Annotated in this window: 10 protein-coding genes; 3 read left to right on the top strand and 7 right to left on the bottom strand. The window is 39.9% G+C overall.

The window, feature by feature from the left end; genetic code table 11:
* Window positions 1-381 precede the first annotated feature (381 nt).
* Together AC2SLN_RS11805 and AC2SLN_RS11810 are read left to right on the top strand one after the other, a co-directional pair.
* Window positions 382-1,920: an AAA family ATPase gene (locus AC2SLN_RS11805; protein WP_486550188.1), complete on the top strand. Its 1,539-nt coding sequence runs from the start codon at window positions 382-384 to the stop codon at window positions 1,918-1,920.
* Between the two features lie 3 nt (window positions 1,921-1,923).
* Entirely contained in the window at window positions 1,924-3,084 is a 1,161-nt protein-coding gene (locus AC2SLN_RS11810) for an HNH endonuclease (RefSeq protein WP_486550190.1), read from the top strand.
* A gap of 106 nt (window positions 3,085-3,190) precedes the next feature.
* Here AC2SLN_RS11810 and AC2SLN_RS11815 read toward each other — a convergent pair whose 3' ends face one another.
* A complete protein-coding gene (locus AC2SLN_RS11815; RefSeq protein ID WP_486550192.1) occupies window positions 3,191-5,911 on the bottom strand; it encodes an ABC transporter permease in 2,721 nt (906 codons plus the stop codon).
* A 90-nt stretch (window positions 5,912-6,001) separates the two neighbouring features.
* A complete protein-coding gene (locus AC2SLN_RS11820) occupies window positions 6,002-6,751 on the bottom strand; it encodes an SDR family oxidoreductase (protein WP_486550193.1) in 750 nt (249 codons plus the stop codon).
* A gap of 126 nt (window positions 6,752-6,877) precedes the next feature.
* On the opposite strand from AC2SLN_RS11820, the gene AC2SLN_RS11825 reads away from it, so the two are divergent.
* Window positions 6,878-7,237: a VOC family protein gene (locus tag AC2SLN_RS11825; RefSeq protein ID WP_486550195.1), complete on the top strand. Its 360-nt coding sequence runs from the start codon at window positions 6,878-6,880 to the stop codon at window positions 7,235-7,237.
* Window positions 7,238-7,744: 507 nt separating this feature from the next.
* Here AC2SLN_RS11825 and AC2SLN_RS11830 read toward each other — a convergent pair.
* The 5 genes from AC2SLN_RS11830 to AC2SLN_RS11850 form a co-directional block, all read right to left on the bottom strand.
* Window positions 7,745-8,113 (bottom strand): endonuclease domain-containing protein, encoded by a 369-nt coding sequence (locus AC2SLN_RS11830; RefSeq protein ID WP_486550196.1) that lies wholly within the window; start codon window positions 8,111-8,113, stop codon window positions 7,745-7,747.
* A gap of 278 nt (window positions 8,114-8,391) precedes the next feature.
* Window positions 8,392-9,111: an ABC transporter ATP-binding protein gene (locus AC2SLN_RS11835; RefSeq protein WP_486550198.1), complete on the bottom strand. Its 720-nt coding sequence runs from the start codon at window positions 9,109-9,111 to the stop codon at window positions 8,392-8,394.
* Window positions 9,108-9,929, bottom strand: coding sequence for an arylesterase (locus AC2SLN_RS11840; RefSeq protein WP_486550200.1), 822 nt, complete (start codon window positions 9,927-9,929; stop codon window positions 9,108-9,110). The genes AC2SLN_RS11835 and AC2SLN_RS11840 overlap by 4 nt, the downstream gene beginning before the upstream one ends.
* Before the next feature lie 324 nt (window positions 9,930-10,253).
* Window positions 10,254-11,555, bottom strand: a complete 1,302-nt coding sequence (locus AC2SLN_RS11845; RefSeq protein ID WP_486550202.1) for a valine--pyruvate transaminase — start codon at window positions 11,553-11,555, stop codon at window positions 10,254-10,256.
* A gap of 160 nt (window positions 11,556-11,715) precedes the next feature.
* Window positions 11,716-12,999: an MFS transporter gene (locus AC2SLN_RS11850; RefSeq protein ID WP_486550204.1), complete on the bottom strand. Its 1,284-nt coding sequence runs from the start codon at window positions 12,997-12,999 to the stop codon at window positions 11,716-11,718.
* Window positions 13,000-13,223 lie beyond the last annotated feature (224 nt).

Below are 13,223 nucleotides of genomic sequence, written 5' to 3' on the forward strand. Positions count from 1 at the left end.
TTAGAGATTGGAGTTTATAGCTATTTCCTGCTTTTCGCTACTATCTGCCAGTCTGAACAGGGCAGTGGTATCAGATTGTGGCGTCGCTTGCTTCGCGCGCCGCCCCAAATCTGACCACTGAAACCTGTTCAGACTGGCAGTATATCCGCTTCAATCAGGGCTAAACTGCTCCTATGGCAGGGTTTATATGGTAAAAAAATTGCTTGTATTTTAGATTTTACAAAATTATTAGATTGAGAGAAATCCAAGTCTTGCTAAGCTGAATCGAAGTTTTACTTTGACGTATTTAAGATAAGCCTAGTAGTTTTAGCTTGATATATAGAGATTACAAGCTATGCCTGATAATATTAATCATAATTTATGAATCTAACGAGATAAAAAATGTCTATACGAATTGTAGATAAACCTTGGGATGTGCCAGATAGAAGCCAAAATACCATTTATCTAGTGAAAGATAATTGGAATGACTTTGGATTCTATACTACTTTTAACTTAGTCGTATTTGGTCAAGATGGGAAGAAAAGTGAGATAGGTTTGTTGCGATTAGCTTATCGAAATCAAAAAGAAGGTTCCAATGAACACCCTTATTATAAGCTTGAAAAAAACCTTAATAAATTAGGGGTTGATTATTTTTCTCTAGGAGGCAGTCTTGAATACTATAGAAATTTAATGACTTTATCTAAAGAATTAAGGGATGAGTTATTAGGCAGTTTAAATGATATTGTTTATAAACAAACTATTATTGATAGCTTACTTGAAGAAGATGTCTTTAAAAATTCTTTGTTACGAGATACTAGTTTAACCTCAATTCGAAACCAATATGATAGAGTCCTTACCGGAGGAGCACCTTTAAGCAAGTATAAGTTTAAATTTATTCGTAAAGGACTGATAGGATTTTCCGACATTGAACTTAAATTTGAGGTTTATCCTGAATCAAAACCTAATACGAATATCCATGTGCTTATTGGTAGAAACGGTATAGGTAAAACCACTATATTGAACGGAATGGTCAATGCAGTTATAAGAGAGCAAGAAACATGCAATAAGTTTGTTACTGAAGATTTTTTCATAGGAGAGGTAGATATTCCTAAAAATTACTTTAGTAGAATAGTTTCCGTGTCATTCAGTGTGTTTGATCCTTTTAAGCCTCTTGAGAAGCAAAATGACCCTACAAAGGGTACTCGTTATAATTATATTGGCTTAAAAAAAATTAATAGTGAAAATGGATTAAAAGATATTGATGAGTTGTACAGTGAGTTTATTAGTGACTTAAAAGCTTGCATTCGTTTAAAAAGAGATCGATGGTTAAATGCAATCCAGACTTTAGAATCTGATCTTAATTTCTCTGAGATGAACTTAAAAGAATTGGTTGATTGTAAGACGGATAGAAATGGAGAAAAATGCAAACTTACGAAAACGGCATTAGAGAAAATTAATACTATGAGTTCAGGTCATGCAATTGTATTAATTACTTTAACTCAATTGTTAGCAACTGTAGAAGAAAAGACTTTAGTATTGCTTGATGAACCTGAAAGTCATTTACACCCCCCACTATTATCAGCTTTTATAAGAACTTTATCAGATATTTTAATTCATCATAATGGAGTTGCTATAATCGCTACACACTCACCTGTTGTGTTACAAGAAGTACCAAAATCTTGCGTATGGAAAATAATAAGAACAGGTAATGAATCTGAATGCTCTCGTCCAAGCATTGAGACTTTTGGTGAAAATGTTGGCACTTTGACAAGAGATATATTTGGCTTAGAGGTTGAAAAGTCAGGTTTTTACAATTTACTAGCAAAGTCTGTTTCTAAAGGAGGTACATATCAAAGTATTCTTGATGAATATAATGGACAACTCGGTTTAGAAGGTAGGTTAATTCTAAAATCGTTGCTTCGTTCAAAAGATAGTGAGTAGATAATGAAAAAGCTTGATATGAACTTTCCATATGATGACAGTGTTATTCAACTTTGCTGTGAAGGAATAAAAAGGGATAAGGAACTAAAGAGACGATTAGAGGATGCAAAACCTATAATGTCTAGTGCATTTGAGGATTATAATAATAAAGCAAACCTTCAAGAACTTTACTCTCTTCAAGAATATACTAAGCGTGATAATAATGACCCAAAAGTTGTTTTAGAGTTATTACATTCACAATTAACGTATATATATACCAATTTTTTTGCCAAGTCAGGTAAGCCAGCCCGTCAGGTTTATGACAAGATTATGGTCAATGCCAACGGTAAATGTCCATACTGTGGTATAGGTTCACCTATTGAATTAGATCACTACTTACCTAAATCTAAATTCCCTCAGTTTTCAATTTTTCCATTAAACTTGGTGCCATCTTGTGAACGATGTAATAAATCTGGAAAGGCTAGTAGTTTTGCTAAAAATAAGAATGAACAGGTTTTGCATCCTTATTTAGATAATGATTTTTATTATAATGAATGTTGGATCAGTGCAGTGGTGGAAAGTAATGGAATTAAAGATAATAGAATCGAAGATATAGTTATAAATTATTATATTAACCCTCCTATCAGTTGGGATGAGGTTTACAAGGATAGAGTAGAAATCCATTTTATTACTTTTAACTTAAAGGAAAGATACTCTGTTTCAGCTGGAGAAGAACTTAGCACTTTAATTCCTCAAATATTATCTATGAAAAAGGGGGGATATAGTGTGGATGATATTTGTGAAGTTCTATTAGACCCTGTGATTGACACATTAAACTTTTCTAAAAATCACTGGAAAAGGATTATGTATATTGCTATGAAAGAGTTCATAGAATCGAGAAATAATAGAAGACCAGAAAAAATTGACAGGTCACGAATTAGGTACTTACCCTGCATAAGATGTAATGAAACTGGAAATCTGTTAAATAAAGAAAAGTGCGATATTTGTGAGGGTAAAGGATTTATTCCAAGGAATAAGTTAGACAGTTCGATACTAGATACCAAAGTTTCATGTCCTTATTGCAAACCAACTATACTGAATTGTCCTCATTGTAAGGGAAGCCATATATTAGAAATAAGAGAGGTTTATATGATAGAGGGTTATTTTATCTTATTATCTAAATAGTTTTGAAATCTATAGTTAGCACTTTGCCTTTTGATGAAGTAAGGTTATGTATTAATAGAATATTTAGAATTAGAGAATATATTTAGACCATGCCCCAAACCCGAGTTTAAACCATCCCCCGAACTCTCGCCATAATTCCACGTCCAATCACCAATCGCACATACCCAATCGCAATAATCAACAACACCGCTATCAGTAGTACCGCACCTAAGGCAAAGCGATCCCAAGGGATACTAAAGCGCAGATTAAACCACTGGGTAATCAGTACATACGCCGTGCTACTTGCGAGCACAACCGCAAACGCTCCCGCACTCACGCCAAGTAAGCCAATCTCCAACATATTGATTTTATACAAATCCCGCTTTTGCATACCGAGTAATCGAAACGAGGCACTGTCCCGTAACCGGTCTTGCGAGGTTGAGAGCAATGAGGTTATGAGCACCATAATCCCCGTAATCATAGCAAGTAGGGTAAACACTTCTACCAGTCGGCTCATCTGACTTACAAAACCCTGAACTTGCTTGGCAATCGCCCCGCCATCAATAGTGGTTATGGCAGGAAACTCCTTCACAAGGTCGGTTTGCAACTGTGGAATCTGGGCAGCATCTACTTTGGTAGTGGCAAACTGAATTTGCGGCGCATCCGCCAACACCTTAGGCTCAAATAAGAAATAGAAAAACGGACTAGGGCCACGCTCATAGCGCTCCCGAATACTGGTAATTTGCCCGACAATTTCAATACCCTGAATATTAAAGCGTACTTGGTCGCCCATACCCACATTAAGCAGTTCAGCGGCTGAATCTAATATCGATAACGGAACGATCTCATCTTTGCTGTCACCTTCATTATTAGCCTGAGTGTCAGCCATAATAGGTGCGTAAAGCTGGTCAGGCTCTACCGATTCTTTTATAAATTCAGTATCCATCACGCTATCGGCATAGCTGAGATTAAACACCCGAGTTGGGTCATCACCCTCACTTTGTGGCACCACAATCTCATCAGCAGCCACACCGCCAGCCTCAGTTACTCTTGCTCGCACTACTGGATAATAAGTAATGGGCGAGTCAATCATCGTGTTCAATGTATCATGCTGATCACTTTGTACATCCAGCAAAAACAGATTCGGGGCATCTTTGGGATACGCCTGCACAAATTGTTTATTCAGGCTATGATTGAGTAGCGTAATCATAGTTAACACTGCCACCGACAAGGCAAGGGTTACAAAAAACAGCCCCGACTGATTGCCCTTACGAGATAAGTTATGCACGGCAATACGTGCCATCCAGCCTGACTTTTTACCCACAAGCCTCTTACCAAATAAGCCACGTTCTATAAGTTTTGCCAGTAACCACAACCAACCCTTACCGAGCAACCAAAAACTGCCTGCCAGCACCAGCATTCCGCCCAATACCTGTAAGCCTGACAGCAGCGAACCAAACTCATAAGCGAGTAGTCCATAACTTGCCAGCAATACTAACCCATACCAATATAAGGGCGGATGCTGGCGGGTGTTGTTCGCCGACTGTTTTAACACCGCAGATGGTTTGGTATGAGTCACCGCATACAAGCTTTGTTGTACCACTAATATGGTTATCACCAGCGCCACGATACTGATTTTGGCCACACTTAACAACTTAATAGATAGCTGGATATCAGGTGGCAAAATAGCGGTTAAATACTGCGCTCCGATATTGAGCATTGCCAAACTTAACAGCCCTGAGGCAATACATGCCAGCACTGCCATTCCCAAAAACAGCAGATAATAACTGCGTTTAATCGAACTCACCGACTCACCAAGTGCACGACGAATGGCATTGGACTTTTGTTGCAAGCCAACAAACGCCTTTACCACACTCAAGAGTGCCACAGCAGACAAAAACAACACCGCAATTACCAGCAGTTTTAAGAACATCAGTACATTATCCGATACCTCAGTTACCGACGTATCTGACTCATCGGCTAAGGTCATCTCAACATCTTGCGAGGCGGGCAGGGCGTCAATAATTTGCTTAAGCTTGGTGTATACATTGGCAATGGCATCCGCTTTTGTATCAGTATTCCCCGCCAACTCAATCCGATAATTGACTCGGCTACGTTGACCTAGCAAATTGGTCGCTCCCAAATCGCTATCCGCCATTAATACTCGTGCGCCAAATCCAAAGGCGGTCAACGGACGATCGGGTTCAGTGACCAGCTCATCGGCTATAGTGAACACTGCATCGCCAATTTTTACTTTATCGCCCACTTTAAGGTCAAGCCCTGTCAACACTTGCGTTTCCACTACTACCGTATTGGGCTGCAACTGTTGCCAAAGCGGTTTTCCTGATGCTAGAACCACCTTGCCATATAGCGGATATTGGTTCGATACTGCTTTCACACGAGCGAGAAGTGTATTCACGTCTGAATCATCGCTAGAATTAGCATTGACGCTAGACACCATTGCATTAAACTGATAATCGTAAACCACGCCTGTTTCATTAGCAGTGTCACCCGCCCCTGCAATAGACTCAGAATCTGCAAATGAAGCCGATTCAAATGCCTGCACGGTCTCTAACACCTTAGGCGTCCATGCCTGTTTACTGCTTAAAATCAAATCACCACCGACCAGTGCCCGCTGATTATCAGTCACATAATCCCGTACCGACTGCTGAATCGAATCCAGTGTCAAATAGGTTGATAGTGACAGCACCATTGCCAACAAAAATAACAACGGATACACCCAATGCCGCCACCAACTGCGCTGTAGCGATTTACTACCTAGATTGGAATACGAAGATTGAGCGGGTATGATATTCGTCGTGTTGTTGTTGGTCTTATCTGTGTTCATAGGGGTGCAACTGTTTATCGATTGTAGATGGTATATTTTGTGAGATTTATGAAGACTCGTTAAGACTTAACTAGGTTGGCAATCTGCCTACTACCAGTCTATTGGGTTTCCTGCCCAGTCTATAAAGCTGCCTGTACTCTCTGTGGTTAACTCGCTCAATACTTTTAGTAGATTGTCCGCACACTGTTCGGGCTTAAATAATTTGTCCTGAGGCACATTCATCTGAAAAGGTTTAGATAGGGGTGTATCAACCGTTCCAGGTTGTATCACTATCACGCAGGCATGTTTTAAAGATCGGCTCCATTCGATTGAGAGGGTTTTCATACCCATATTTAGCGCCGCTTTACTCATGCGATAGCTGTACCAACCGCCTAATTTATTATCACTGATACTGCCAACACGAGCGGAAATGGTCGCATAAATAGCAGGCGCCGCATCACTGGGTTTACTAGCTTTTAATAGAGGTTTTATATACTTTGCAATCAGTAAGCTCGGTAAGGCATTTACGGTCATGTTCTCAATAAAGAAGTCTGGATCAAGTTGTGTGATTGTTTTTTCAGGTTGGTGGGTGTCATTGTGCAATAGTCCTACCGCATTGATCACCCAGTCAATATAGTCAACCTTGTGGCTAATATGCTCAATCGCCTGTTTAATACTTGGCTCAGAGGTCACATCCATTGCCAGCCAGACAACTTTATCATTGGTGTTTTTGAGGGGTTGACGCAGGTGATACGTTGCAAATATTTGTATTATTTCATTATCATCACTCATACGCTCTAGTAGCGCTTTGCCAATGCCACTGGTTCCACCGATAAGTAATATTATTTTGTTAGATTGCATATCATTCCATTTATAAGTTCAAGATAGTGCCTAAGCTTTTATATATGGTTAGTGTGATAGTACAGTTAATGAGTATTTATTCAAGGCACACTATCATTATCAGACTACCTACAAAAGGACTTAATTATGAACCATCATGAAAAGTTAAATTACGTAGAGTTTACCTCAACAGACTTGGCAGCAACCAAAGCATTCTTTACTGCTGTTTTTGATTGGCAGTTTACCGATTATGGTGACCAATATACGGCATTTGAAAACCAAGGTTTGGACGGTGGGTTTTACCAGTCTGATAAAGTGAACTTGACCGAAAACGGTGGTGCATTATTGGTATTTTACAGTGATAGTCTGACATCGACCTATGACAAAATTGTAGCAAATGGCGGGGTTATCCTAAAAGATACCTTTAAATTTCCCGGTGGTTATCGCTTTCATTTTACCGAGCCAGGTGGTAATGAGTTTGCGGTGTGGTCTGAGACGGAGGGGTAATAAAAGAGTGTAGTAGCATAATAATACCAAATCTAGAAATTGACCTATCGAGAAAGGCGAGTGCAAACGCTATAAATAGTAGGTTCAGTGAGCCTGACAAAGATAGGTTATTTTATAGAAAAGGTATAAACTTACAAAATCCCATCCTAGCCTTCCCTTTAAAAAAAGGAAGGGGCGACTTGAACAACTATTTCCACAGTATCAGAAACTGCAATTATTAAGCAGTTATCTTCATCTTTAAATTCAGCAAAACGTTATCTTATACCTAAATATATTGATGTCTAAAGGTCTTTAACTCTCACACTAAAAGATTTACTAATTAAGAACGCCCCCTTTCTTTTCCAAAGGAAGGGCTGGGGATGAATTATCTAGACCAATTCACGATATATATCTATTAAGATAACATGACGCCCTATGAAGCATAGCTTAACTCTTGCGAATCTAAAAAGGTCTCCCAGAGCTTTTATTAACGCTTCTCAGGACAGGGGATGGATTTATTAGACCAAGTCAAAACTCCAATAACCGACCTCTCACAAACTCATCAATCTGCTCAACAACAGCGTGTATTTGCGTCAATATCTGTCTATTATCATACCTTAAAACCAATGTCCCTAATTCAGCTAAGCAACTATCACGAATGTTATCTTTTTCAAGCCCTTGTGTTGTATGATGCTGACTGCCATCACACTCAATAACCAGTTTCGCCTTCGGACAATAGAAATCAACAATGTAGTTAAGTAGTGGACGTTGACGGTAAAACTGTACGTCTGCAATTTGCTTTCTACGTATTTTAGACCACAATAGTAGTTCTGCTTCGGTTTGATTGCTGCGTAGATGACGGGCAGGCTCTTTTAAATTCGGGTTTGCAGGTAGCATCTAAGTCCTTATTTATTTGAGCGTAAAGTCAGGCTCGTATAATCCCGCCAACCCCCCTTTGAGAAAGGGGGGCTAAAACCTTGAGCCTTTATATTAAGTTGAACCTATTAAGATTGCCCCCTTCCTTTCCCAAAGGAAGGGCTGGGGATGGATTTATTAGACTAAACCACATTTTATAAGAATAAAGTTCCCCCTTTTAAAAGAGGGGCTTTTTGGTTATCTGAAATCCTAGATTGTAGTGGCATAATAGGTTATGAAAGTTAACTTAACTAAGATCCTTATCCCTCATTAACCCGCCCATCATGAATAGTAATCACCTGATCCGCATTTTCAGTCAATGCAGGGTCATGTGTCACCACCACCAAAGCGGTGCCCGACTGTTGTTGTAGCTCAAGTAGTAAGTTCATCACCTGCTGCGCGTTTTGCTCATCTAAGTTACCTGTCGGCTCATCGGCAAAAATGATTTTAGGTTTAGCGACTAGAGCTCGAGCCAAGGCAGTACGTTGTTGTTCACCGCCTGAGAGTTGATGCGGTAAGCTGTCACGACGATGGGTTAATCCAACGGCAACGAGCAGTTCTTCAACACGATTGGCGTCTGGCTGGCGGGCAATGTCTAGCGGAAACGCAATGTTTTCGGCCACCGTAAGCGTTGGCAATAAATGAAATGACTGGAACACAAAGCCCATATCTTGCTGACGTTTTTGTGCCAGTTCATCCTCGCTCAAGTTCGTTAAATTCTGACCATTTAACCAAACCTCACCGGTATCAGGGTAGTCCAGCCCTGCCAATAGTCCAAGCAAAGTAGACTTGCCCGAACCCGATTTACCCATTATTACTGCAAATTTACCAGCATCAATACTCACATTGACGTCTTTGATAATGTCAGTTTTGGTGTCGCCAATCATCACACTTTTACTTAAATTACTGGCATACAATAGAGGTTTGTTAGTCTTACTTGAATTAGCGTCACTTACCGTTTTGCTCATCGATTTACTCATTGGGCTGTCTCATTTGGCTCAGCCTCTTTACTCTCTACAAATGCTTCAAGTGTCGGCTTAAGTACGGGCAAAATATTATTATTAACAATACGACTATAGCCTTCTGCTGTGGGATGAATAGCATCAGATTGGTTTAACTCTGCCACACCCCCAACCCCTTCTAAAAAGAACGGGATAAAAGCAAGGTTATACTCTTTGGCAAGTTTGGGGTAAATAGCAGAAAAATCTTTGACATAGTCATTACCTAAGTTGTCATAAATTTGCATACCACCCAGTAGCACAACACTACCTTCACTTTGCAAACGCTCAATAGCGGTACGAATGTTTTGCTCTATTGTTGCCACATCAATACCGCGCATAGCGTCATTAGCACCAATAGTTAAAATAGTAATATCAGGCTTGGTTTTAAGTGCCCAATCAAGGCGATTTACGAGACCCGTACTGGTCTCACCGCTCAGGCCAGAATTAACTACTTTTGCATTAACATAGCCTGCATCCTTAAGCGCTTTTTCTAATTGGGCAGGATAAGCATTTTCCTCAGCCAACCCTAACCCTTCTGTGAGAGAATCACCTAATGCCAAAATGGTAATGGGTTGTTCTATTCGTTGAATATCGGAATATTTTGATGTGCCATTTTGATTAGTAGCTGAAGTTTCACGTGGAACAGAATCAGTTGCATTCTTAGAAGGTTCTAGTTGGGCAGTATTATCTACAGGCGCATTGCTAGTTGCTTCTTTATTTGGCGCTTGGCTACACGCCAATAGACTAACAATCGTTACAAGTGCCAAACTTAATGATTTTGCTAAAGATTTATTCAAGTGGGGTTTTCTTGAGGAGAAAAGCATCAGGACTCCATGATGACGTCTAGTTTTAGGGTACTGGTTTTTATAAGGGAGGATTTTTATAAGGTGCTATAGTCATGGTAACAAGTTTGACTGGTTTAGGCTGTTTTGAATTGGTTACATAAACTATTTGTATTAAGCGCAATAAAAAAGCCTCAAATCATAGCTTAGTTTAAAGCCATGATTTGCAGCGCTTTTAGGGTGGTTCACTTATACAGTTATACAGTTATACAGTTATACAGTTATGGAGTTTCAAAGAGTTAGAGGGTTCAAAGTTACTGTATGGCTTAAAAGTACCAGTTACTGATTATCATATAAGTCACGAACAACCTTACCAATTACCTCAATACCTGCCTTTAATGTTTCATCACTTGCCGCAATACTCATGCGAATACATTCATGCGCATGGCGGAAATCGGTAACATCTAAGCCTGGATAAAAATGCTCGCTTGGTACTACTAAAGTGGCTTCGGTTTTGAGACGCTGATATAAATCGCCAGTGGTAATCGGCAAGTCTTTAAACCATACCCACAAGAAAATTGCCCCTTCAGGTTTATGGATCGCCATAGGATAATCGCCTAGCTCACTTTTTAGTAGACCAATGGCTCGTTTGGCTTTCTTGGCGTAAAAGGGTTTGATGGTATCATCACACAAGTGCTTTAACTCATCCGTTTTAAACAGTGGCGCTGCTATGGCAGCACCAAAACGAGTGGGGGCTAAATTCACTACCGCATTCATGGCACTGACCGTTTTTATAATCTTTTGATTGCCTATCACAATACCAGTACGCACACCAGGTAGGCCTACTTTTGATAGGCTAAAACATAGCACTATGTTGTCATTCCAGTTCAGTTTCACTTTTGGATATATAATGTTTGGAAAAGGTTCGCCATAGGCATTATCAATGATGAGTGGTATGTTGTACTTTTCAGCAATTTTAGACAGATGCGCCATTTCTTCATCGGTCAATACATTACCAGTTGGATTGGTTGGCCTTGAACAGCAAATAGCGCCGATCTCGCCATTTTGTAATGCTGGTAGCTCTTCTATTGTTTTAAAATCAACCTTATATTTAAAGAATCCATCTTCACCTTCGTGCGTGACCTTCTCAATGTCAGGTTTAATCGCTATAAAGTGTTGACCATCAATATGGACATCGCCATAGCCCAAGTATTCCGGTGCCAATGGTAATAAAATGGACTTGGTAGTATCCACGCCATTCTCTTCAAATGCCCCGCCAAATAGGTTGAACAGATAGAAAAAAGCATTTTGTGATCCATTGGTTAGAGCAATATTGTTACGAGTTAGCCCCCAGTTATAGTGACGATTAAAAAAATCAACGAGGGTATCAATAAATTTCGCATCGCCTTGAGGGTTTGAGTAGTTGCCCATTGAATCCATTGCGGGGCTGTTAAGACCATCGTCTTCAAGTGATTTATAAGTGCGTAGATAAGCGTCATTAACCTTATCAATGCGAGCGGGATTACCACCACCGAGCATATTGACAGGCGTTTCGCTTTGCAAGGCATTGCCTAAATCATCCATAAGCTGTGAGATAGCACTAGGTTGAATGAACTTTTGACCAAATTTAGAAAACTTCATAAGCATGCCAGTTATAAAACTAAGTTGAGTTAATATTGAGTAAATAGTGTCTTGTGTATCTTCGTACTATGTGAAGTATGAGTGAAGTATGATGCTATCTTCATTAAACTACTATACCAATTAACATATTATGCCGATTAAGTTTCGACAGTGAGATATTTTAATGAGCGGGACGTCCATCAACCATGATAGGTCGAGTCGCAAACCACGCCATGACAACGTTAAGTGCGGTAAGTATCAATATAAACATCAAAGGCGTATCCCATCCGTGAGTTTGTTCATGTAACCAACCAGCACCAAAGGGACCAGTAAAGGCCACCAAATACGCAATTGTTTGTGCCATGCCAGATAGTTTGCTGGCTTGAATAGGCGTATAGCTACGTATAGAAAATAATATCATCATTAGCGTAAAAATTCCCGCACATCCAATCCCCATAAAAATACTCCATAGCCATGAAAGGGAAGCTGAGAGATAGGTCATACCGAAGACGCCGATAACATTTAAGAGAGCCGATATCACTGCAATTTTTTGTATTGAATGACCACTGCGAATAAACCAAGTTATACCAATAACAGTAGCGGGAGCTACCAGTTGGAATATTGACCCCATGTTACCCCCTTCAACTTGAGATAACCCCTTACTAATCCATATCGAGGGCATGAAGCTGGCAACCACATAAAACAACAAAGACTGTAAGCCCATAAATATCGCTATTTGCCATGCTAATGGTGAACGCCACACTGAAATTTCATCTGCTATTTCGCTGTTCGACGCGTCCATTGAGGAAGGCAGTTTATGTGAAGAGCCTAATTTTAAACGTAGAATAACCCAAGCTATGATTGCTGCTATACCTAAGATAGCCCAGCTACCTAAAGCCCATTGCCAGCCCACTCTTTCAGTCATGGTATAAACAACTGCTGCTGCAATACCCGCCATTACCGCCATGGTTAAACTAAATAAACCTGTAATAAGAGGGATGTTGTTGGGGGTTCTTTGCTTAATAACAGGGGCAGCTAAAGTGTTGGCAAAACCGATGGCAAATGACAGTAGTAAAGTTCCCGTTAAGAAGCCAGACCAGCTTACCCAAACTGTGCGTAATATTAGCCCAAATGTCAGTACGATAAGCGCCATGATTAGCGTGTTTTCAATACCGAAACGTTTGGCAATGCTGGGCGAAAGAAGTGCACCCAACGCGAACATAATCATGGGTACAGAGCCTAACCAGCCTATATGCCACTCACTAATATTCAAAGCATCTTGGACGACAGGCGCAATTGATCCTAGTGCGACAAATGGAGATCTCATATTGGCAGAGAGCAATACTATAGCAATTAGAACCAACCAAAAGATAGTACGAGACGTATTAGGGTTTGAATGGGACTTGCGTATGTGAGTGGGGCTTGATTTTAAGCTAACAGGTTGGTTGGGAGTAGTATGTGACATAGCTAATCAATTAGCCTTTATCTTCAGTTAAAATTAGTTTTTTTACTGGTTAGGGCGTGTCCTCTTTTTAAGTAACTTACATATAGTAACTTGAATCTCATGGTTCACAAACGGCCAAATTATCGCAAACTGGCTATGATTTCTAGTTAATATGCAATTATGTCCTTCAAAACCATTCGTGTTTGATGATGATTTATCTTATTTTGTCCCTCATATGCTAAATG

This window comes from Psychrobacter sp. CX90 (assembly GCF_057396305.2).

What these genes read in the sequence shown, in the direction of transcription:
- AC2SLN_RS11815 (WP_486550192.1), bottom strand. Translation starts at nt 5,911, where the DNA reads ATGAACACAGATAAGACCAACAACAACACGACGAATATCATACCCGCT.
- AC2SLN_RS11825 (WP_486550195.1), top strand. Translation starts at nt 6,878, where the DNA reads ATGAACCATCATGAAAAGTTAAATTACGTAGAGTTTACCTCAACAGAC.
- AC2SLN_RS11805 (WP_486550188.1), top strand. Translation starts at nt 382, where the DNA reads ATGTCTATACGAATTGTAGATAAACCTTGGGATGTGCCAGATAGAAGC.
- AC2SLN_RS11845 (WP_486550202.1), bottom strand. Translation starts at nt 11,555, where the DNA reads ATGAAGTTTTCTAAATTTGGTCAAAAGTTCATTCAACCTAGTGCTATC.
- AC2SLN_RS11850 (WP_486550204.1), bottom strand. Translation starts at nt 12,999, where the DNA reads ATGTCACATACTACTCCCAACCAACCTGTTAGCTTAAAATCAAGCCCC.
- AC2SLN_RS11810 (WP_486550190.1), top strand. Translation starts at nt 1,924, where the DNA reads ATGAAAAAGCTTGATATGAACTTTCCATATGATGACAGTGTTATTCAA.
- AC2SLN_RS11820 (WP_486550193.1), bottom strand. Translation starts at nt 6,751, where the DNA reads ATGCAATCTAACAAAATAATATTACTTATCGGTGGAACCAGTGGCATT.
- AC2SLN_RS11835 (WP_486550198.1), bottom strand. Translation starts at nt 9,111, where the DNA reads ATGAGTAAATCGATGAGCAAAACGGTAAGTGACGCTAATTCAAGTAAG.
- AC2SLN_RS11830 (WP_486550196.1), bottom strand. Translation starts at nt 8,113, where the DNA reads ATGCTACCTGCAAACCCGAATTTAAAAGAGCCTGCCCGTCATCTACGC.